The organism is Colwellia sp. RE-S-Sl-9, from assembly GCF_048296855.1.
Taxonomy (GTDB): domain Bacteria; phylum Pseudomonadota; class Gammaproteobacteria; order Enterobacterales; family Alteromonadaceae; genus Pseudocolwellia.
Window position 1 is genome coordinate 1,609,356 of the sequence record NZ_CP182631.1, and the last position, 20,431, is coordinate 1,629,786.

The following is a 20,431-nucleotide window of genomic DNA, read 5'->3' on the forward strand; positions in this document are numbered from 1 at the left end:
TAAGCGTAGAAAGTTAGTCTTTACAACGAATTGTCATCAACATTGTTTGGTATGAGGTGGAATGCCCTGTTGAATAATTTTTTTGCTTAGCCCATGTTGTACCTTCTCTAGCTAATCGTTCATAGCCTTTGCCGCTACATAAAAAATCAGCTTTTTTATTAATTTTTTCTTTCATTTTATCTCGAGAAGCAAAACTATTACCGACAGCGCTAATAGTGAAAACACCTTCTTCAACTTCATGTACGTTTGCAGGAAACCATGCTGCGCAGCCTGTTAATAAGGCGATAAACATTAAGCTTAAATATTTCATTTTTTCATTCTCTATTTAAAGTTAATATTGCGTATAAACAAGTATCACAGTAATGAATATGGAGATAAATGGCTAATTCTTTAGATTCTCTGAATTTTATTCAAAAAACGGTACGAATTGGCTGTTATACCATTCCATCTTAAGTTTTCCCCACCTTAATCCAATCTCTACTACACATTTTCATGACCCGCTTTGCATCACTCACAAATGAGTTCCATGCATCAGAGCAAGCATCGAGGATGTCATCATAGCCTTGAAAGCACCTATTCGCTAAATGATGTTGGCGCAACCAACTCCAAACTTGCTCTATTGGATTCAACTCGGGTGAATACGGTGGTAACTTAATGATCGTTACGTTGCTAAATTTATCAGCAAGGTAAACTTGGTGCCATGCAGCACCATCGACAACGATCACCGCATGTCGTCCTTCTTGAGTTTTTTGAGAAATTAAAGCCAAATGTTGTTCCATTACATCCATGTTCATTACTGGAGAAATCAGTGCCTCAGTTGCGCCTGTTGATGGGCAAACAGCACCAAAAAGGTAAGCGTATTCAAACTGTTGTTGCCTAACGGCTCTCGGTCTTGTTCCTTTCTCTGCCCAGAGCCTTGTCGTTGTATTTTGCTGTCCAAAACGTGCTTCGTCTTGGAACCACACATCTATCTCTTTAAGCCTCACATTCCATGGGAGCGTGCGGATCATTTCACTTTCGAATTTTTTTAAAATCTTCTTGTACTTCATCAGACTGTTTTGGGTGTCGTGAGCGACTTGTTATCCAGCTAAATCCCATTGATTTTAATAACTTATAAATGGCGTTGGGATGATAATCAACATCAAAATTAGCGTTGATATATAGTCGGATACACTCACCCGTTAGTCGTCCACCCATATCGGATTGGCATTGAGCCTTTATATATTGACTCAATATTTCTTTATCTTGCTCTGTAAGATAGCTAGGTCGCCCTGTAGGTTTTTTACTCTCAAGACCAAGTAAACCTTTGCTGATGTAGTTCGCAACCCAATCATTAACAATTCTTCTACTTATATTAAGTGTTCTAGCAACTTCTGATCTATTCTTACCCGATTTAAAGTGTGAAACGGCTAGCAAGGCGCAGCCTCATTCGATGATCTTTTACTTTGTTGGAGAGTATTTTTAATTCTTGTGAGCTATGAGTGTTCAATGTCATTTATTATGAGTAAATAAATGACATTAGATCACATAATTAGACTAATTGGTATAAACCTCGAAACCTGCCGATTTGTCATCCATGAACAGCGGCAGCCCTCGACGTCCTGTCTCGGGTCGAGGCCTACTATCGCTAATATCTAATTGAATTGCTGGGATGGGAAATGGTGATCGCTTGAATTAAAGCGTAAATAAAAAAGCATGGTGGATTACGATATCAGTAGCTAGCGCCTAATCTGCTTGAACAAACGCTGAAATGAATAAAAATGTTCACGTATTTTCATCATGGATGATGAAAAAAGCGATGTAGGGTTGGATTATGTTCAGGACGAACGGTAAAACGCGATGCCATGGATGGCAAAGAGCGTAGCCCGTTCAACGCAATTACGTCGAAAACACTTTTATTAATGGAAGAAAACGTTTGTTAGCAGCGCCATGGGAGTCCAGAGGGAGGTAAAGAGCTGCGTTAGCGTCACTCTTTTCTTTTTGGGTGTCGTCGTCACCGCGACCAATTTACTTGTTTCGCAACACTTACACACTTATTAAACAAAGGAGTTTTATCTAAATTCGAACTGAACTTCTTCATTGCCTGTAAGCATTTCTAAACTACTTTCAACGTGTCGTTTTTTTAATTTAGATGTTTTTGGCTCTAGTAGCGCTTTTAATAAAGATTTATACCGAGCATTTTTACTTTGGCCTAGTATTTTACATAACCATGCTACCCCATCAAGCATATACCTGTCTTGATGATTTCTTTCTTTCCAAATTTTCTCTGCAAAAACGTCTAGTATTTTAACATCTTGAATATTCATACCGTAATACTCCTTTGCAAGCTCTCTAATTGTTCTTCCTGTTGCGGGCTCAATTAAAGCCCTTACTGAACCTACCGATAAACTATCATCATTAATAGTTGGTATGGTCATATACACATACGCTTCGCTTTTTGACTGTCTTATAAACTTAACTTGCCCTAGTCCATTATAAATAAAAGTAGAATTTTTATTTGGATGTAATATTTCATCAGGTTCTCCAAATTTATAAGTGATTAACTGATAACTTTCCCCTGTCATAATTGTTGAAAAAAGTTCTTTTTGAGTCTTATTAACTTTATTATTTTTATCGAGCTTTAAATTAAATTTTTCATTTCTTGCCTGTTCATTTGTCAAATACTCAGATTCAACTAATTCTGAAACAATATTACCTCGCCCATCTTCTATCCATACAGCTGTGTAGTTTTTTAAAATAACGCCATTAACTAAATAGTGTTTACCTACTTCTGGAGTAAATGAAATTTGGCCATTAATGTTTGAATATCCTTCATCAGAAGCTAAAGTATTAAATAATGTCCTAAATAGTTTTTGTGCTGATATTGTTAAGTTCAGCTCTTTTGCTTCTATATTTCGAGTAAAGCCTAATTGACTATAATTATTTGAAGACTTATTCCTATCACGCTGGAAAGCGTTATAAACCTTTGAATCGTCGATTTTTTCAATAAAGAAATAATCAGTACCTCCACCAAAACTTCCGTTATTACGATAGCTATCATCCATCACAGCATAATTACCGTTGAAAGTATTTTTAGGTTGCGTTGTAACACAAGAAATAATAAAAAAACTGCATATAAATATTAAAGCTATTTTCATTTTAAATTCCTTTTCATAATCTAGAGAATAATTAATATAACAATATATAACAAAAAAACGAGCATTAAGCTCGCTTTTTAATATTAATTTTCAACCAGTTAACTAGTCTTTATACGCATCAACCGGCGGACAAGAACAGATCAAATTCCTGTCCCCAAACACGTCATCTATACGATTAACCGTTGGCCAAAATTTATTTGCCGCAGCGGCTGGCACTGGGAATACTGCTTCTTGAATTGTGTAACCACGATCCCATGTATCGGTAATATCCGCTAACGTATGCGGTGCATTGTGTAATGGGTTGTCGTCGCCACTCCATTCACCTGACTCAACTTTACGTACTTCGTCACGTATGCACACCATAGCTTCAATAAAGCGGTCTAGCTCTACTTTCGACTCTGATTCTGTAGGTTCAATCATAAACGTACCGGCAACTGGGAACGACATAGTTGGCGCGTGGAACCCGTAATCCATTAAACGTTTAGCCATATCTACTTCTGTAATACCTGATTCCGCTTTAATTGGGCGTAAATCAATAATACATTCGTGCGCTACACGGCCATTTTTACCTGTATACAAAATGGGGTAATGTTGGCTTAATTTTTTAGCTAAATAGTTGGCGTTGGTAATCGCGTATTTAGTTGCGTCTGTTACGCCTTTTTTACCTAACAATGCGATGTATAAGTAAGAAATACATAAGATACCTGCACTACCGTAAGGTGCTGCTGATACTGCGCCGTTACCTTTGTTAGCTTCGTTTACATTCACTAATGCGTGATCAGGTAAGAATGGAGCAAGATGCGCTTTAACACCTATTGGTCCCATACCTGGGCCTCCGCCGCCATGTGGAATAGCGAAGGTTTTATGTAAGTTAAGGTGCGAAACATCTGCGCCAATAAAGCCTGGAGATGTTATGCCTACTTGTGCGTTCATGTTTGCGCCGTCAAGATAAACTTGTCCGCCATGTTCATGAATAATATTACAAATTTCAGCAATGGTACTTTCGTAAACACCGTGTGTTGATGGGTAGGTGATCATGATACATGCTAGGTTTTCAGCCATTTCGCTTGCTTTGTTACGCAAGTCGGTCATGTCTACGTTACCTTGTTTGTCGCAGTCTACTACTACAACTTTCATGCCTACCATTTGTGCTGACGCTGGGTTTGTACCGTGCGCTGAAGCTGGTATTAAACACACGTTACGATGTGCATCGCCACGACTTTCGTGGTATTTAACAATGCTGATTAAGCCTGCGTATTCACCTTGTGCACCTGAGTTAGGTTGCATTGAGATGTTGTCGTAGCCTGTTAGTTCAACTAACCAGTCGCCTAGTTCGTCGATCATGTGCTTGTAACCTAGAGCTTGATCAACCGGTGCAAATGGATGCATGTTGGCAAATTCAGGCCAAGACACTGGTATCATCTGCGCTGTTGCGTTTAATTTCATGGTACAAGAACCTAATGAAATCATTGAGTGGTTTAACGCAAGATCTTTGTTTTCAAGCTTTTTGATATAACGCAGCATTTCAGTTTCGCTGTGATACGAGTTGAATACTGGATGCGTTAGTATTGCTGTGTCGCGCACTAAGCTGTTTGGAATTGAATCACTGCCGTTAGCAATTACTTGCTGGTCTAAGTCTTCAACACTTAGGTTGTGCCCTTCACCTAATAAAATAGTAAATAAGGTATCGATGTCGCTACGCGTTGTGGTTTCGTTAATTGAAATGCTGATTTGATTTTCAACATCAATACGTAGGTTTACGTTGTTTGCTAAGGCACGCGCTACGATAGTTTCTTTACTGTCGAAACCTGAATTACCTAACTCGTTTAAGTTAAAGGTAAGTGTGTCGAAGTAGTTGCTGTGCAATGGTGTTAAACCTTTGCTTAATACGCCAGCCGCTAAAATATCGGTAAAACGATGAATACGTTCTGCAATAACTTTTAAGCCTTTAGGACCATGGTAAACCGCATAAAACGCTGCCATGTTGGCTAATAATACTTGTGCTGTACAAATATTTGAGTTGGCTTTTTCGCGACGGATATGTTGCTCGCGTGTTTGCATGGCCATACGTAATGCTGGGTTGCCGCGTGTATCGCGTGATACACCGATAATTCTACCCGGTAACGAACGTTTGTATTTGTCTGATGTTGTGAAAAATGCAGCATGTGGTCCGCCGTATCCCATAGGAACACCAAAACGTTGGCTTGAACCAATAACCGCATCAGCACCTAAATCACCTGGCGCTTTTAACAATACTAAGCTCATGATGTCGGCAGCTACAGCAACAATACCTTTGTTGTCGTGAATTTTAGCAATAAGGTCGCTAATGTCTGTTACTTCACCCGTTGCACTTGGGTATTGAAGTAAAGCACCAAAAATGTCGTGGTCAACTGCTTCGTTTGCTGGAGCAACAATTATGTCGAATCCGAACATGTCAGCACGTTGTTTAACAAGATCAATCGTTTGTGGAAATACGTCGTTTGAGATAAAAAACAAGTTTGATTTTTTATTTTTAGAAACACGTTTTGCTAGCGCCATTGCTTCGGCTGCTGCTGTACCTTCATCAAGTAACGACGCTGATGCTAGGTCTAATCCTGTAAGGTCTAAACACATTTGTTGGTAGTTTAATAAAGACTGTAAACGACCTTGTGCAATTTCAGGTTGATATGGTGTGTAAGCGGTGTACCAGCCTGGATTTTCTAACACGTTACGTAAAATAACGTTTGGCGTTAATGTTGGGTAGTAACCTAAACCAATGTAGCTGTTGTTAACTTTATTTAAGCTGGCGACTTTTTTTAAATCAGCCAGTGCTTGTACTTCAGTTTTGCTTTCTTCAATCGCTGGCAAGTTAGCTAAACGAATATCGCTTGGCACAATTTCGTCAATTAATGCATCTACCGACTCTGCACCAATGTCGTTTAACATGGCTTGAGTTTGCTCTGCGTTAGGCCCTATATGTCGGCGAATAAAACCTTGCGATTGTTCTAATTCGTTTAACGTTGATTGAGATTGAGTAGTCATAAAACAGTTTCACTTAAATAATGTTACTAATAAAAATAAAGCCTCTGTTTCAATAGAGACATGAGGCTTAAAATATTTTTTGGTTCGTTTCTACTTTGCAAAGATAATCGAGAATTAGGCACAGGTTTTACGTTCCTGACAAAACCTAAGTACCTACATCCATGTAGGCAACTCGATTAGCGAAGCAATAATTTGTAAATAGTCTGTTGTTAGGCAAGGCACTGAAGTTGTGAGACATTTGAGCTTAGTGTACTAAGTGATAATGTCGAGCAACTAAAGTAACGAAGTATAACTACAGAATATGACCAAATATTTTGCAAAGATAATCGAGAATTAGGCAAAGCCGTCAAACGTTAAAGAGCATGAGCTTAGTGTACTAAGTGATTGCGATTTAACGTGTAGACAATGAAGCATAAACTCGATTAGCGAAGCAAAAAGTTATTCAGCGATAGACGCTGCATACCCCTCTGCATCAAGCAAGCTATCTAACTCACTTTCGTCTGCCACTTTAACTTTAAATAACCAACCTTCACCAAACGCGTCTGAGTTTACTAGCTCTGGTGAATCTTCTAATTCTTCGTTTATTTCTACTACGGTACCTGTAATTGGTGCGTAAATGTCTGACGCCGCTTTAACTGATTCTGCTACCGCAACATCATCGCCTGTACCTATTTCGTCATCCACGTCTGGTAATTCAACAAATACCATATCGCCTAATAGCTCTTGTGCGTGTTCAGTAATACCTACAGTTACAATACCGTTACCGTCGTTACGTACCCATTCGTGAGTCGTTGCATATTTTAATTCTGAAGGGACATTGCTCATTTTTATTAATCCTGTATGTAAATATTATAAATTATGTTTGGCTACAGCTAATTACTATAGCTTAAAAATAGTACGCTTTTAACGATTAAAAAACTTTTTTACCATTACGAACAAAGCTTGGTTTGATCACTTGCACATCAACGAGTTTTTTACGCATTTCTACTTGAATTGTATCGCCGAATTTTACTGAACGAGGTACACGAGCCATAGCAATACTATGACCTAATGTAGGAGAAAATGTACCTGAAGTAATAATACCCTCACCATCTGGTGTGATAACTTTTAAGCCCGTACGTAATACGCCTTTTTCTTCAAAAACTAAACCAACAAGTTTAGGTTGGTCGCCAGCTTCTTTTTGCGCTTCAAGCACTGAACGACCAATAAAATCGCGGTCTGTTGGTTCCCAACTAATAGTCCACGCCATGTTAGCGGCAAGTGGAGACACTGTTTCGTCCATGTCTAAGCCGTATAAGTTCATACCTGCTTCTAAACGTAGTGTATCGCGAGCACCTAAACCACATGGCGTTACGCCAGCGTCTAATAATTTTTGCCATAAGTCAGCAGCCTGCGCTTCTGGTACTACAATTTCGTAGCCGTTTTCGCCCGTGTAACCGGTAGTGGCGATAAATAGTTCGCCTGTTTGCACACCAAAAAATGGCTTCATTCCTTCAACTGCCTTTTTTTGCTCAGGAGTCAGAATCGTTGCAACTTTTTCGATAGCTTCAGGGCCTTGCACAGCGATCATGCCAAACTCAGGACGTTCGGTGATCATTACATCAAAGGTGCCTGCTTGTTTATTCATCCATGCTAAATCTTTTTCACGTGTTGCAGAGTTAACCACTAATTTATAACGTGTGTTACTAAAGTGATAAATAATAAGGTCATCTATTACACCACCTTCTTCATTTAACATGCCTGTGTATAAGGCTTTACCTTCAACAGTTAGCTTGGCAACATCGTTTATTACTAGTTTACGTAAGTAATCTTGAGCGTCAGCACCTGTTATATCAACTATGGTCATGTGCGAAACATCAAACATGCCTGACTTTTGACGAACAGCATGATGTTCTTCTATTTGAGAGCCATAGTTAATTGGCATTTCCCAACCATAAAAGTCGACCATTTTAGCGCCGGCTTCAATATGTTTTGCATGTAAAATAGTTTTGTTGCTCATATAACATCGCCTAAAAAAAGTGTGTACGGAAGTAACTCGATTATAACCACTGATTTCTGTTGATTCAACAACAAAATAGCAATAATTGAAATATAAACCCACATAAAAACATTAAACAGAATTATATTTTATAAAACGCAATTATAAAAAATAATAATCGAATTTCAGTTAAGTGAATATGCTGTTTTTGTGAATAATTTTAAAGAAAAAATAAATAAATTTTCAAAAAAATATAAATACTCAGTTTGAATATCCCCTTTACCAATTAAGAGGCTATTTCAGAGCACTTGAATGGTTACGGGTATAAATAAGATTAGAAGCTCTTAAGAAAAGAGTATTTAACCTCAGCTCGGGATAAGCAAAGTTACTCAACAAGCTATTTTTATGCCTAACTTCGTTGAATTTATTACTAATAGCTAGCTATTAGATAGAAAAATTCGCCTTGTTATACAAAAAAATATCAATGTTGAGAGACTAATATAACTTAGGAAAACACGGTACAGGTTAAGACTTTGATAAATAATAATTTTAATTTATTATCTAACATTCATTAACCCGAGTTGAGGTTATTTAGTTTTGATAGGTAATAAAATATATCCGTTGTACTTCAAGGTGCTGAATTCAGCTGAAGCCTGCACCTTGAAAGATATAAGAATGGGTTACGCACCAAAAAAACTTTTTAGTTCTGCCCAATAATTACTGATGATTTGTTGGTCTTGCGGTGTTAACTCTGAACGCGAAGCCGTGAGTTTTTCAGAAATATCGCTAGCTAGTTCAGCAGATAATACTTGAGTTTCGTCACCAAACTGACTGGCTGATAAGGCAATAAAACCTCTTATGTAGCTACTTGCAAACAACTCATCGTCGTTATTTTCTTTCAAACATAAATCGTCAAAGTGTTGATATAGTGCGTTAAGGTTTTTAATTGACATGCTTTTTCCTGTACTAATAATATTCTAAATTGAAGCTAATTTTTTAATTTACAATCGACTTCCGATTTTTTACGTATTTTAATAATTTGATTAACATAAATATTTCCGTCATAGCTAGCCGCAAAGCCATCATCAGATTGCGCTAATAATTTAGCCGTTAATTCAACATATACGTCTTGGTAAGGCTTTACTTTAAGAGCGTCATAGCTTTTTTCTAGCTGTTCTAAAGTATTACTATTGCCTTCAACCCAAAACTGCTTGTCACTTAAACAAGGTTGAAATGAATTAACTTCATGTCCAAAGGTATAGTGTCCGAAAAATACTGTTTGGTCGCTTATGTCTTTAGTAGGTGAGTTATTTGATAAATTAACACTATCTGCTGAATAACAAGACTGAAACAATACAGAAATAAATAAAACAAGAATGCTGGCAGTTAAATTTTTCATAAATTATTACTCACTTGATCACTATACTAGGGTCAACTTTTGATCCATTTCGATTTTGAATTCGCACATGGACATGATCAGTAATACCATTTTTATAGCGATTTTTTAGAGTTCTAGCGATACCGATACAACTAACGCCCGCTTTAACAACGGTTCCAACAATGTTTGCTGCAGGTTGCATATACCATATCCAACATTTAGTACCATCTGAAGAAATAATTTGCACACCTGATAATTCTTTCGCATCAATACCTGATGAGTAAGGTTTAGATATTCTGCTAACCACTCCTGATAAAGGTGCCTTTACTGGCTGCCCAGGTATAGAATTATAATCGGCCCCATCATGTGTTCTATTTCCTCGAGAAGCACCAAAAGCGCCGGAGCCATAAGCATCAGAACCTCGAATCGCTAACCCTGTAGGTTTTCCATAAATACTAGGCCACATTTTTGTTATAGTAAGACCATATGGTTTAATACAGCCGTTAAATATATACAAAATACCACCGGGTTCTTTTTTATATATAGATTCGATGTCATCTATAATTTTTTGTAATTCTCGACTATATTTTCCATCTTCAGCTACAAGAGGCATAGGCTTGAGTAGTAGAGCTGGTAACATAAAGCCCAACGTATTTAACTTGGCTATTGCAACTCGTAAATCAACGCGTAAATTGATTATTTGCTGAATAATTTTAACATCTTTTGATTTATTCTCGCCTCTTCTACCCACTGAACTTTCTAACATAAATATCCCTATTATTTCCATTGTATTAATTGAGGTTATTATTAAATAACCTTTCCATTCGTAATTTATTTCAAAAATATAATATTGAAACTGAAATAAATATAATACGATCCTAACGTAGTTCTACAAAAAAGTAATCTATTGTTTATCCACTAAACAATCACCTATACAGGGCTACTAGCCGGATATAAAATCTGATCTTTATAACCCGTAATAATAGGAAAATAGCCTGATAAAGCTTGATCAAGTTCAGTATCGCCAGTATCTATAATAAGAGGTCGGCTATTTAAGCCTGCCAGTTTTGTTTTAGTGGCAACAATAATGATATTGTCTTTACCTATCGCCTTAATAACTCTTGGACTAAGTTGTTGATTGCCACGACCGAAGATATGCCCTTGCCCACCAATTAAAGTGATAACTAATTTAATGGTTTCTTTTGCAGAGCTGTTATCAGCTGTTTGGTTTTCTAAAAGGTGATTTTCTATCAGCGACCATAATTGAGGCTCCGTTACATCGTTTGCAATTACAGCATGGTCTTGCAGCACATCTACACCTAATAAGGTATTGGTTTCGCCTAACTCATCCATTATAAAAGCAGTAGTTGAACCTGACCCCATAATATAAAGCTCGTCGTCCATGGTTTCTATTATGTGCGCGGCTATGTCTTGTAAAACTAATTCGTCGGTCTCTTTACCGCCAGATTTAACCGCTTGTACATAACGTAACTCACTAGGTATTTGCATTTCACCATAACGTTTAGCTTTTACTACGCCTTGCCTAAACAAACTTTCGTCTATATCCATTACGTCGGCGTCCATTAACGTAACCAGTTGATTAGTAACTAACATTTCAACCACTCGCCCTGCTGCTTTGGGCGTTACGGCATAAACCCCTGAATGAATTTTACAACCCGCTGGAATGCCTAATACCGGAAATTTATCGTTAACAGTTGCGCAAATATCGCGAGCCGTTCCATCGCCGCCAGCAAATAAAAGTACGTCTACTTGGCTTTCCATTAAGGCAACTACTAGGTTTGTAGTGTCTTGCGGGCTTGTGTTTATATTCTGTGGTGAACTGTTTTGCTGTTCTGCTAATGCTGGCTTTTGTGTTAACTCAGAAGAGTGATAAACAACTTCAACTTCAAAACCTAATGCTTTAGCGCAGGTTTCGCCCATAGAGGCATTTGCCGTATAAATAACAATTTGATTTTTATAAGGCTCAAGCACGCTTAACGCCGTACTTGCGCGTTGATTAGCTTTAAACTCTGCACCTAACGACAAGGCTTTTTCGGGTGTAGATTCTCCGTCGCTTCCTTTTAAAGCAACGCTTCCACCGACTCCAGCAACAGGATTAATAACAAAGCCAAGTTTGAACTTTTTCATGAGAATAACCTTAAGCCTATTTAAATTGAGTTAATGATAGCGTTGAAGACATAGCAGCAGAGGTTTGATAAAAAACAGCTAGTGCATCAATAAACTGTTGTGCTCTTTTTGGAAAGCCTTTTTCAATATAATGTTCTACCTGCTTAAATACAGCGGCTTTGAATGCCTTTGTATCGGCTTCTGCACCATTTAAATTATCAGCAGACACCGTAAATTTTTTATTAGCCGCAACGCAGAACGCCCACTCAATGGCTTGTGGTTTTATTTCTACCGATTCAAACTCTTTTTGTTGTTGTTCATTTCTACCATCGGGTTCATACCAATAACCAAAATCTTCTTTTAATCGACGTTCTTTACCCGCAATACACCAATGAGCGATTTCATGTAAGCCACTTGAATAATAACCATGAGCAAAAACAATTTGATGATATGAACACTTATCTGATGCTGGTAAATATACCGGTTCGTCGTCACCTTTAATTAATAACGTATTATAATCAGTAAAAAAAGTTGCTGAAAATAACGCCATTAAGTCTTGGATATTATGTGTTTTTTCCGTTTGTTCATTAACTTGTAAAACATTAATAGACAAAGGAATGTGAGATGGTGTGTGTTGCATGTACAAAAAGTTCTACGGTAAGACAAACGCTATTTTTGCGTCACTCTAACAAAAATCGGCGATAGATGCATCGCCGATTTAATATTACCAACCTAAAATACTTTGGTTATTTTTGTTTATTTAAACCATTCCTAATAACAAAATAGCCTAGTACTCCAGAAATTAGTGAACCAATAACAATACCTAATCGGTCTTGAAATAATGAAGAATTGACAGATTGTTCAAACGCTAAAGAGCCAATAAATAAACTCATGGTAAAACCGACACCACAAAGTAATGCTACGCCATACAAGAGTTGCCAGTTAACATTTTCAGGTAATTTAGCTAAACCTAATTTTATTGCGATAAAACAAAAACCAAATACACCTAACTGTTTACCTAGTAATAGCCCTGCAATAATACCTAATGGTACAGGTGCAACAATTTGGTCGATACCAATTCCAGTAAAGTTAATACCCGCATTCGCGAAAGCAAAAATAGGTAACACAATAAAAGCGACGGTTGAATGTAAATTATGCTCTAAAGACTTTAATGGTGACGGTTCTCCTTCTTCCCCTTTGATAGGAATAAAAAAGGCTAAAACAACACCTGCTAATGTTGCATGTACACCCGATTTAAGTACGGCCACCCAAAGTACAATACCGAGGAAAATATAGGGAGATGTACTTGTTACACCTTTTCGGTTTAAAACAAATAAAATAGAAATAACAATCGCTGAAACCACTAATGAAAGTACAGATAGTTGTTCGGTATAAAATAAAGCAATAATAATAATTGCGCCCAAATCATCAAAAATAGCGAGAGATGTTAAAAACACTTTTAACTGTAATGGTACTTTACTGCCAATAATGGCTAATATACCTAAAGCAAAAGCAATATCAGTTGCTGTAGGAATTGCCCAACCATTTATTGCAGCAGGATCGTTATAGTTTAGTGCGACATAAAAAAGCGCAGGGGCAACCATTCCACCAACAGCCGCTATAGCAGGCAACGCCACTTGGCTAGGTTCAGATAAGTTACCCTCTAAAAATTCGCGTTTAAGCTCCAATCCTACTAAAAAGAAAAACAATGCCATAAGGCCATCGTTTATCCATAATAATAGAGGTTTTGCTATTTCAAAGCTGCCAACAGCAATAGCAACAGGTACATCAAGTAGTAAATCGTAGTAATTTGCCCATGGAGAGTTTGCTAAAATCATAGCAAAAACAGCAGCAAACATAAGTATAATGCCGCTAGAGGCTTCTTGTTTTAAAAAGTTTTGAATAGTTGAAAGTGCCATAGTTCCCTTAAATAAAATAAATAATAGTAACAGCGAGACATAATATGTCATACGTTAGCACTATTTGTAAAGATCATATACAGTTAAAAGGATGCAACCTTTCTGCATGTTACTTCGTTAATAGTAGTATAGATGGTTAAAAACATATTGGATTAGCTTATTTTATGAGTAAAGTTTTGTCTTTTTTAGGCATAAAAGAAAAAGAGCAATCGTTTGAAGCGATAATATTTCCGCACATGAGTAATTTGTTTAAAGTGGCTTATCAATACACTGGCACAAAACATGATGCTGAAGATTTATTGCAAGACTTGCTTGAATATTTATTTACCAAACAAGCTGAATTGCGAAAAGTTGATAAACTCAAGCCTTGGCTTATGCGCTGTTTATATAACAGATTCATCGATTTATATCGTAAAAATCAACGTCAACCAAATTTAGAAGATATTGATGACGAAAAAATACAACCTTTATTTCGTCATGTCGATAATCATCACCGAAGCGATCAAAACAAAGAAATTTTCCAAGCCATGAATCAACTATCAGCTGATCAACGTGCCTTAGTCACTTTACACGACATTAACGGGTATACCCTTCCTGAGCTGGCTAACATCATGGATACTCCATTAGGTACATTAAAATCCAGCTTACATCGTGCACGGGGTATATTAAGACAAAATATTAGTTTGCAACCTTCTGAACTTAACGTTCGTCATTATTAACAGAGGATAAAATTATGAATTGTAAACGTGTTAATAATACGATTGAAACACTTAACCTAGCTGATTTCACGTCAGGTTTAGATAGCCAATTAACAACACATATAAAAACTTGCGAAGCTTGTGAAAAAGCATTGCAAACGCAGCATTTATACTTGAAAAAAATGTCGCAAATACAAGCGCCTGAATTTAGCGAAAGTGAAGCTTCTGCCATGCTAAGTCATGTGGTTAATTCAGCCCGCAATAATATAGATACCAACAAGCCAGCTAAAAACGATAGTGGTTTTTTACGAGGATTTATTGCTGCATCCGTGTTAGCTATTTCGGTATTTGGTGCATGGAACATATTTAATACTTCTCCTGAACAAGCGCCTTTAATTGCAGATGCAGCACCAGAGTATTTTACAACCGAAGTCGTATTAGTTATTAACGCGCCTGAAGATATGTACGATGCCGATTTAAATCTTGTTTTACCGCAACAAATTGCTTTAGAAGGTTACGATAACATTCAAGACTTAAGCTGGCCTGTAGATTTAAAAGCAGGAACCAACACGCTATCTCTGCCTATTCGTGTAAATAAAAACAAAGGGATAGAACAACCAATAAGTATAATGGCAACCCTTTATCATTATGCTGAAGAACGTGAGTTTGAAATAACAGTAGACCTTGAAAAAATGCAAGCACAACAAAAAAATTCAGCGCATTTAGTACCCGAAAATAACACGACACGTGTTTAGTAACGTAAGTGAGTATTAATATGAAAAACAGCCAAATAAAAAATAACTACTATGTATTATGCTTATTAACCTTTGTATTATTTAGCATCGCATTTACATTAATAGCTGCTGAAGACATGGACAATGTTACAATGGAAATAGCCACAAAAGAGGCTAAGTATGGTCATCGTATTCATATGTATAGTAACGATATTATTTCAGATTATATGATAAAAAAAGGAGACATTACTGTTGAAGAAGTTAAAGAGAAAAAACGTAAGCGTAATCTACAACGTGAAGAATTAAAAACACTAAAACAAGAAGGTGATAGAGAAGCGTTTAAAGCTCGTTTAATGGAAATAAAAGCAGAACATTATATTGAACGTAAAAAACTCGAAGAATACATTAATAATAATGATGAATTAAAGCAACAACTCAACGAAAAACGAAGTAAATATAGAGATAAAAAAGCAAATGACATGCATGACCGCCACCGTAAAGAAAAGTTCTTTAAAAGGTGGGATGACAACCAAGAAAGGGAACGTCATCAATATCCGCATCCCCAATAATGAATAGACTGGTTATAACAACTTCTTTCACCTTAAAGAGCTTATTCTACCTCTTGAGAAGAAATAAATAGAAAAGCATAAAAACCCGTTATCATTCAAGATGCAAAAATATGCATATTGATTGGTAACGGGTATATCTCTTTCTCAATCCTACTTTAACAAAGCTATTATTTAATATCGCCATAGCGTCGACGATATAACTTTGTATGAATATCTTTTGCTGCAGACACCATATACGGAAACGGAATATCAGTCGTAGTAACAAAACCGACATTATAATTTTCACCGTCATGTGCCCGCCCTGTTAATGGCGAGTCAATATACTGAAACCAATGCGCACCAATAACATAAGGGTTATCAATAGCGGTGTTCATATAGTCACGATACATGTCAGCACGTACTTTTTGATTAGGCGCATGGATAATTCCGGGATTAGGATGACCTACATCGGTGGAACCAATATGATATTCGCCAATAATTACCGGAGCATCTAGCTCTTTTAAGAAAGACCAAGTCATTTCATCAAGTCCTTCTCTGTAGTAATTATAACTCACCACATCTGCATACTTTTTAGCGGCTTTAAGTGCTTCTGGTGCGGTTCCCCACGTAGTAAAACGCGCTCCCATATACATATGATTAGGTAATACGTCTTTAATTGCATTTTTAACAACTTTGAAGTATTCGTCAGCATAAGTTTGAAGTAACCAACCAAGATCCACTAGCATTTCGTCGCTGTAGCCATCATCTTTTTTATAATTAACGCCTTCTGATAACTGCTCCCATGAGGCTAGATTTTTACCCCATACAATATTCAATGCATGTATATTTTCATATTTCTGCTTAAGCATTTTTACAAAAACCGCTTTGCTTGGGCTTTTTTTTGCATTTTTTGATAAAGCATCAAAAACAATACCGTAACGACGAATAGGCGGTCCTTCTCCTCCCCAACTTTGTTCGTTATCAATAAATATTCCAACACACCAAGGGCTATCTTTAATTTCTTGTGCAATAACTTGCGTGGTAATGTGAGCACGACGAACAAATTCAGGATCAAACACATCAGGCATTTTACCCCATATATCAAACCCTGAACTTAATGTTTTGAATTCACCTATGATCCAGCCATTAGCAAAGTAAGGCATTTTTTTATTGTCGTAGAACATAGGATCTGTCCAGTTACCAAAAGAGGTAAAACCCCAGTCAACCATGCGATCTAACGTTGTGTCATGCCAGTTTTTCAGATAAGACTGTTCAGTGGTTTCACCATATCGTCGTTCTAAATTTGCTTGGTAGAAGCTATAAACCTCACCGTGTTCCATTGGCCCTTTATGCGCTTTTCGACGATACCCGTAATGATTAGCTAGCTCGTTGTCGTAATCAGGCAACCACTCAAACATATTTCTCCGCTGTTGATTGGCAACATAACTCGTTTTTTGAGCTTGACGATAGTTACCACTAATACCTTGTGAATCTTCTGGTGTTACATCATTAGGGTCAATGTAGCGTACCGAGTCATCTTTATAATCAATCCCTGTAAATGTAGAGGTGTTCGACATACGTGAATTAGCAATACCACTAGAAAAATATAAATAGCCCTCAGGATCTATTAACGCCCATTTATTTGCTACTTTTTGGGTACGAAAGTAACCTGTAGCATCAAAACGAGGACCTTCTTTCCAGCCACCAAATTGACTGCGATCAGGCCAGCCTTTTGAGTTTTTTAGCGCGATCAATTCTTTATCAGCATAAGCTTTAAGCTCTGCTGTTGATTTAACCTTTAGATCAAAATCAATATCAGCACGCTGGCCAAACTTATCAACAATATGAGTTACATAGTTTTTATTAGGTGTTGGCGTTGTTTCAAAACGTAAGTTATCAATAACAATTTCGGTGGGCTTTATTTGTGTTTCAGTATAGATTTTAATCGCATGTACTTGAGAAAAATCAATGATCTCTTTACTACCACGTATAGGCATTTTTCGAGCGGTTGTTTTAAAAGCAGGAGGCGTGTCGCGTAAGCCTGTATCGTGATCTAATTCAAAACCTTTTAATTCAAAATAAAGCGTAATTGTTTCGTCTTTATCTACGGCAACAGTACGTCGCTGAGTTTTATTATTTTCACCGGTAATATTCACACTTAGCATGATAGATGATTCACTGGTATTCTTTGCTGCAAACATAAAAGCATTATTACCTAGATGAGACGTTACCCATGGTTTTTCAGGTTTAAGTTCGATACCTGATGAAGCATGCTGAGTAGAAAATTTTATTTTTAACGCCTGACTATTTAACGCGTTTTTATTCAATGATATTCCAGCATAAAATGGCTGTACCAAGGTAGTTAATTGAGCTGGTTCAAAGTCAGCGACCATAACACTTTTTGTAGGTTTTATATTTACAGGTGCAGAATTATTCACCTCGGAATTACAAGCGGCTAATAAAGATAATATAGCTGCGCTAGCGACAGCAAACGTTACTTTTGATGGATTAAAATACTTCACAAAATAGTATACCTTTTAATAGAGTTTACTAAAGATGTAAGTAAACAATAAAAGTGACACTATTTTTTAAGTGAGTTTTAATTAAACTTATTTTTTAGCATCAACTGTTTTATCTGTTTTGGCTCTAGAGCTGCTTCAACAATAAATAATTCATCGACACTGCCCCTAAAATGATTTTTATTCAAGCCTTTTGAGTGGTTGATATAACCAATATCCCTTCCAAGACTTAATGAACGAGATAAAGGGTCATTTAATGTTGTGTTAATTTTAGCTATAGATTTTTTCTGTGTTTTTTCTAATTTTCCATCAACATATAATAAAACGTGTGTGGAAATATCTGATTGTTCGCCACCGTATAATACAACCGCGATATGATGCCATTGCCCGTCACGTAAATCCGTAGAACCAACCACCTGAGCTTGAAAAGTACCAATACGTAACCGACCTAGTGGACCATCAACCGTTTCGGGGTTAGGAGATATTTGCCAAGCGGCATAATCTTTATGTAAACCCCAACTAACAATGCCGTAAGCTTCATCAACTGAAAAATCGTTTGGTACTTTCACCCAAAAAGCCACCGTACGGGGATCATCACTTCCTATACCGGGAAAGTCAGTTGTAAGCCAATTTGTTTTTCCGTCAAAACTCAATGCTTGCCCAAATTTACCGTCAACTTCTGCTATTTTTTCCATATTAGAAGACTTATCAACAGCTAAGTAATGTTTACCGTCTATACCTTTACCAATAGAAGAGTAATTATCGCCATTTTTATCATCAAAAGACCAATGCAAAAAGTCGGGGTTATACACTGACTCTCCTGGTAGTACTCGCATGAACTCACCTGTTTCATTTTTGATACTGACCATTTCATTTTTTAAATTAAACGATAATGCTTGGTTTTTTCTGACATGTTGATAGCTTTGTAGGTTATCTGCTCGCGCCTTTACTTCACCTTCGATAACATGAACTTGCGACTCACCATTTTGGCTAACTTCAACACCAAACTCAGTTCCTAAGTCGATAATTTCAGCACTTGGTGTATCAATACGAAAACCAATAGCTTTTTGGGGTACACGAGCAACTAATTTTCCTTGTTGTAAAATAACTTGATTAACTGATTTTAAATCAAGCCTGATAGGCGCTTCCAGTACCAAAACCACACCATTATTTAATTTAATTTCACTATAGCCTTCGCTAAGTTCAATCTCTCCACGGCCAAGGTTTCTACCTAATTGTAAAACTTGTTCTGTAGGCGAAACCGCTGCTATTTTAGTCACTAATGCAAAATCAGATTGAGAATTAATATAGCTAGAAATAAATAATGTTCCTACTAAAAAAGCAATACTAGCCGCCATTGCCCATGGTTTACCAAACCAATTTCTAGAAGCGTTACCTGCTAATAAATTTTTATTAACAGTAGGCGTAATATCTGGTTTAGATCGCAAGTTAATACGTGACATGACACTGTGAGTGAATTGTTGTTTTTGACTTAACTGTTCAAGTTCAAAACTTAATAATCGATCGTTAATAACTAACTTGCTCACTTCTTCTAAAAGCATCGGATCTTTTTGGCAAGCTGTTAACAATTCTTCAGCAACATTTTCTCCAGCTAAGTATGCCGCTATGAGTTTTTCTTGCGCTGACGACAATTGATAATGGTTACTCATCACTTAATCCTTCATCTTATTTTCGACACAATTTTTAAGTTTTTGTCTTAGTCTATACATACGCATGGTCATAGCAGAATGACGATCCTCATATTTACGGCAAAGTTCAGCCAATGAAAATCCTAAGGTGTAATGTTCAGTTAATAACGTACGCATTTTATGATCGAGTGCATTTAAACAAAGATGTAAATATTCTAATAATTCCGATTCGTTATTTTGATTAAGATGCTGTTCAACTTGCTGATCTATTAATAACTCTAATTCTGCGCTTCCCCCTATAGCTAAAGCTTTTAGCTTACGTTGATGATTGCGTAGCAAATTAATTGCAATACTTCTAAGCCAACCTTTAAAAGAAGCATCATAATTAAAGTCATTCAACTTATCGTAGGCAAGAATAAAGGTTTCTTGCGCTAGATCTTCAGCTTCATGAGAGTTACTGAGTCGCGATCGTAAACACGCACGCACCGAAGAACCGTAGCGTTGTACTAACACGGAGTAAGCTTCAATTTCACCAGACTTAGTAAGCTCTATGAGCTTTTTATCATTATGTTCTATTATCTGTACGTCTCTCATCATAGCGAAGAATAAAAGTTAATCTTTATATTACCGTTAATCTTCAACTTTATTTTATCCGTTACAATAAAGGTTAAGCTTATAAATTTATTAAGAATATTTTGTTAAAGAGTTTCCCCCTTCAAATTT

General features: G+C 36.8%; 17 protein-coding genes and 1 pseudogene. 3 read left to right on the forward strand and 15 right to left on the reverse strand.

Annotation, left to right across the window (positions count from 1 at the left end; genetic code table 11):
• Window positions 1-13 precede the first annotated feature (13 nt).
• From ACM9HF_RS07000 to nhaA, 12 genes and pseudogenes are all read right to left on the reverse strand, one after another.
• The gene (locus tag ACM9HF_RS07000; RefSeq protein WP_473616368.1) at window positions 14-310 is read right to left on the reverse strand and encodes a hypothetical protein; all 297 of its coding nucleotides are present in this window, start codon (window positions 308-310) and stop codon (window positions 14-16) included.
• A 139-nt stretch (window positions 311-449) separates the two neighbouring features.
• Window positions 450-1,495: pseudogene (locus ACM9HF_RS07005) on the reverse strand (IS630 family transposase).
• A gap of 556 nt (window positions 1,496-2,051) precedes the next feature.
• Window positions 2,052-3,137 carry a hypothetical protein gene (locus tag ACM9HF_RS07010; protein ID WP_473616372.1) on the reverse strand — a complete coding sequence of 362 codons (1,086 nt, stop codon included), beginning with the start codon at window positions 3,135-3,137 and terminating at the stop codon, window positions 2,052-2,054.
• Window positions 3,138-3,239: 102 nt separating this feature from the next.
• Entirely contained in the window at window positions 3,240-6,158 is a 2,919-nt protein-coding gene (gene gcvP, locus ACM9HF_RS07015) for an aminomethyl-transferring glycine dehydrogenase (RefSeq protein WP_473616375.1), read from the reverse strand.
• 438 nt (window positions 6,159-6,596) lie between these two features.
• Window positions 6,597-6,983, reverse strand: coding sequence for a glycine cleavage system protein GcvH (gcvH, locus tag ACM9HF_RS07020; RefSeq protein ID WP_473616380.1), 387 nt, complete (start codon window positions 6,981-6,983; stop codon window positions 6,597-6,599).
• An 85-nt stretch (window positions 6,984-7,068) separates the two neighbouring features.
• The gene (gene gcvT / locus ACM9HF_RS07025) at window positions 7,069-8,157 is read right to left on the reverse strand and encodes a glycine cleavage system aminomethyltransferase GcvT (RefSeq protein WP_473616385.1); all 1,089 of its coding nucleotides are present in this window, start codon (window positions 8,155-8,157) and stop codon (window positions 7,069-7,071) included.
• Between the two features lie 659 nt (window positions 8,158-8,816).
• On the reverse strand, window positions 8,817-9,089 hold the full coding sequence (locus ACM9HF_RS07030; RefSeq protein ID WP_473616387.1) for a YfcL family protein: 273 nt from the start codon (window positions 9,087-9,089) through the stop codon (window positions 8,817-8,819).
• A gap of 35 nt (window positions 9,090-9,124) precedes the next feature.
• Window positions 9,125-9,535 (reverse strand): COG3650 family protein, encoded by a 411-nt coding sequence (locus ACM9HF_RS07035; RefSeq protein WP_473616391.1) that lies wholly within the window; start codon window positions 9,533-9,535, stop codon window positions 9,125-9,127.
• 10 nt (window positions 9,536-9,545) lie between these two features.
• Window positions 9,546-10,280, reverse strand: coding sequence for a M23 family metallopeptidase (locus ACM9HF_RS07040; RefSeq protein ID WP_473616395.1), 735 nt, complete (start codon window positions 10,278-10,280; stop codon window positions 9,546-9,548).
• A 164-nt stretch (window positions 10,281-10,444) separates the two neighbouring features.
• Window positions 10,445-11,662, reverse strand: coding sequence for an ATP-NAD kinase family protein (locus tag ACM9HF_RS07045; RefSeq protein ID WP_473616399.1), 1,218 nt, complete (start codon window positions 11,660-11,662; stop codon window positions 10,445-10,447).
• 16 nt (window positions 11,663-11,678) lie between these two features.
• Window positions 11,679-12,191 carry an elongation factor P hydroxylase gene (locus ACM9HF_RS07050; RefSeq protein WP_473618264.1) on the reverse strand — a complete coding sequence of 171 codons (513 nt, stop codon included), beginning with the start codon at window positions 12,189-12,191 and terminating at the stop codon, window positions 11,679-11,681.
• A 196-nt stretch (window positions 12,192-12,387) separates the two neighbouring features.
• Window positions 12,388-13,560, reverse strand: coding sequence for a Na+/H+ antiporter NhaA (gene nhaA / locus ACM9HF_RS07055; protein ID WP_473616401.1), 1,173 nt, complete (start codon window positions 13,558-13,560; stop codon window positions 12,388-12,390).
• Between the two features lie 164 nt (window positions 13,561-13,724).
• Here nhaA and ACM9HF_RS07060 point away from each other — a divergent pair, with 164 nt between their 5' ends.
• From ACM9HF_RS07060 to ACM9HF_RS07070, 3 genes are read left to right on the forward strand one after another with little or no spacing between them, the layout of a single operon-like run.
• Entirely contained in the window at window positions 13,725-14,279 is a 555-nt protein-coding gene (locus ACM9HF_RS07060; protein ID WP_473616404.1) for an RNA polymerase sigma factor, read from the forward strand.
• Window positions 14,280-14,293: 14 nt separating this feature from the next.
• A complete protein-coding gene (locus ACM9HF_RS07065) occupies window positions 14,294-15,013 on the forward strand; it encodes a hypothetical protein (protein ID WP_473616408.1) in 720 nt (239 codons plus the stop codon).
• A 20-nt stretch (window positions 15,014-15,033) separates the two neighbouring features.
• Window positions 15,034-15,561, forward strand: a complete 528-nt coding sequence (locus ACM9HF_RS07070) for a hypothetical protein (RefSeq protein WP_473616412.1) — start codon at window positions 15,034-15,036, stop codon at window positions 15,559-15,561.
• A 167-nt stretch (window positions 15,562-15,728) separates the two neighbouring features.
• Here the strand turns inward: ACM9HF_RS07070 and ACM9HF_RS07075 are convergent, their stop codons facing one another.
• The 3 genes from ACM9HF_RS07075 to ACM9HF_RS07085 form a co-directional block, all read right to left on the reverse strand.
• Window positions 15,729-18,062 carry an agarase gene (locus ACM9HF_RS07075; RefSeq protein WP_473616416.1) on the reverse strand — a complete coding sequence of 778 codons (2,334 nt, stop codon included), beginning with the start codon at window positions 18,060-18,062 and terminating at the stop codon, window positions 15,729-15,731.
• Between the two features lie 77 nt (window positions 18,063-18,139).
• Window positions 18,140-19,729, reverse strand: coding sequence for a LamG-like jellyroll fold domain-containing protein (locus ACM9HF_RS07080; protein WP_473616419.1), 1,590 nt, complete (start codon window positions 19,727-19,729; stop codon window positions 18,140-18,142).
• A 3-nt stretch (window positions 19,730-19,732) separates the two neighbouring features.
• Window positions 19,733-20,305: an RNA polymerase sigma factor gene (locus ACM9HF_RS07085; RefSeq protein ID WP_473616423.1), complete on the reverse strand. Its 573-nt coding sequence runs from the start codon at window positions 20,303-20,305 to the stop codon at window positions 19,733-19,735.
• Between the last annotated feature and the right edge of the window lie 126 nt (window positions 20,306-20,431).

Excerpts from the sequence above, each read along its gene's own strand:
- ACM9HF_RS07000 (WP_473616368.1), bottom strand. The coding sequence starts at position 310 with ATGAAATATTTAAGCTTAATGTTTATCGCCTTATTAACAGGCTGCGCA.
- ACM9HF_RS07010 (WP_473616372.1), bottom strand. The coding sequence starts at position 3,137 with ATGAAAATAGCTTTAATATTTATATGCAGTTTTTTTATTATTTCTTGT.
- gcvP (WP_473616375.1), bottom strand. The coding sequence starts at position 6,158 with ATGACTACTCAATCTCAATCAACGTTAAACGAATTAGAACAATCGCAA.
- gcvH (WP_473616380.1), bottom strand. The coding sequence starts at position 6,983 with ATGAGCAATGTCCCTTCAGAATTAAAATATGCAACGACTCACGAATGG.
- gcvT (WP_473616385.1), bottom strand. The coding sequence starts at position 8,157 with ATGAGCAACAAAACTATTTTACATGCAAAACATATTGAAGCCGGCGCT.
- ACM9HF_RS07030 (WP_473616387.1), bottom strand. The coding sequence starts at position 9,089 with ATGTCAATTAAAAACCTTAACGCACTATATCAACACTTTGACGATTTA.
- ACM9HF_RS07035 (WP_473616391.1), bottom strand. The coding sequence starts at position 9,535 with ATGAAAAATTTAACTGCCAGCATTCTTGTTTTATTTATTTCTGTATTG.
- ACM9HF_RS07040 (WP_473616395.1), bottom strand. The coding sequence starts at position 10,280 with ATGTTAGAAAGTTCAGTGGGTAGAAGAGGCGAGAATAAATCAAAAGAT.
- ACM9HF_RS07045 (WP_473616399.1), bottom strand. The coding sequence starts at position 11,662 with ATGAAAAAGTTCAAACTTGGCTTTGTTATTAATCCTGTTGCTGGAGTC.
- ACM9HF_RS07050 (WP_473618264.1), bottom strand. The coding sequence starts at position 12,191 with ATGGCGTTATTTTCAGCAACTTTTTTTACTGATTATAATACGTTATTA.
- nhaA (WP_473616401.1), bottom strand. The coding sequence starts at position 13,560 with ATGGCACTTTCAACTATTCAAAACTTTTTAAAACAAGAAGCCTCTAGC.
- ACM9HF_RS07060 (WP_473616404.1), top strand. The coding sequence starts at position 13,725 with ATGAGTAAAGTTTTGTCTTTTTTAGGCATAAAAGAAAAAGAGCAATCG.
- ACM9HF_RS07065 (WP_473616408.1), top strand. The coding sequence starts at position 14,294 with ATGAATTGTAAACGTGTTAATAATACGATTGAAACACTTAACCTAGCT.
- ACM9HF_RS07070 (WP_473616412.1), top strand. The coding sequence starts at position 15,034 with ATGAAAAACAGCCAAATAAAAAATAACTACTATGTATTATGCTTATTA.
- ACM9HF_RS07080 (WP_473616419.1), bottom strand. The coding sequence starts at position 19,729 with ATGAGTAACCATTATCAATTGTCGTCAGCGCAAGAAAAACTCATAGCG.
- ACM9HF_RS07085 (WP_473616423.1), bottom strand. The coding sequence starts at position 20,305 with ATGATGAGAGACGTACAGATAATAGAACATAATGATAAAAAGCTCATA.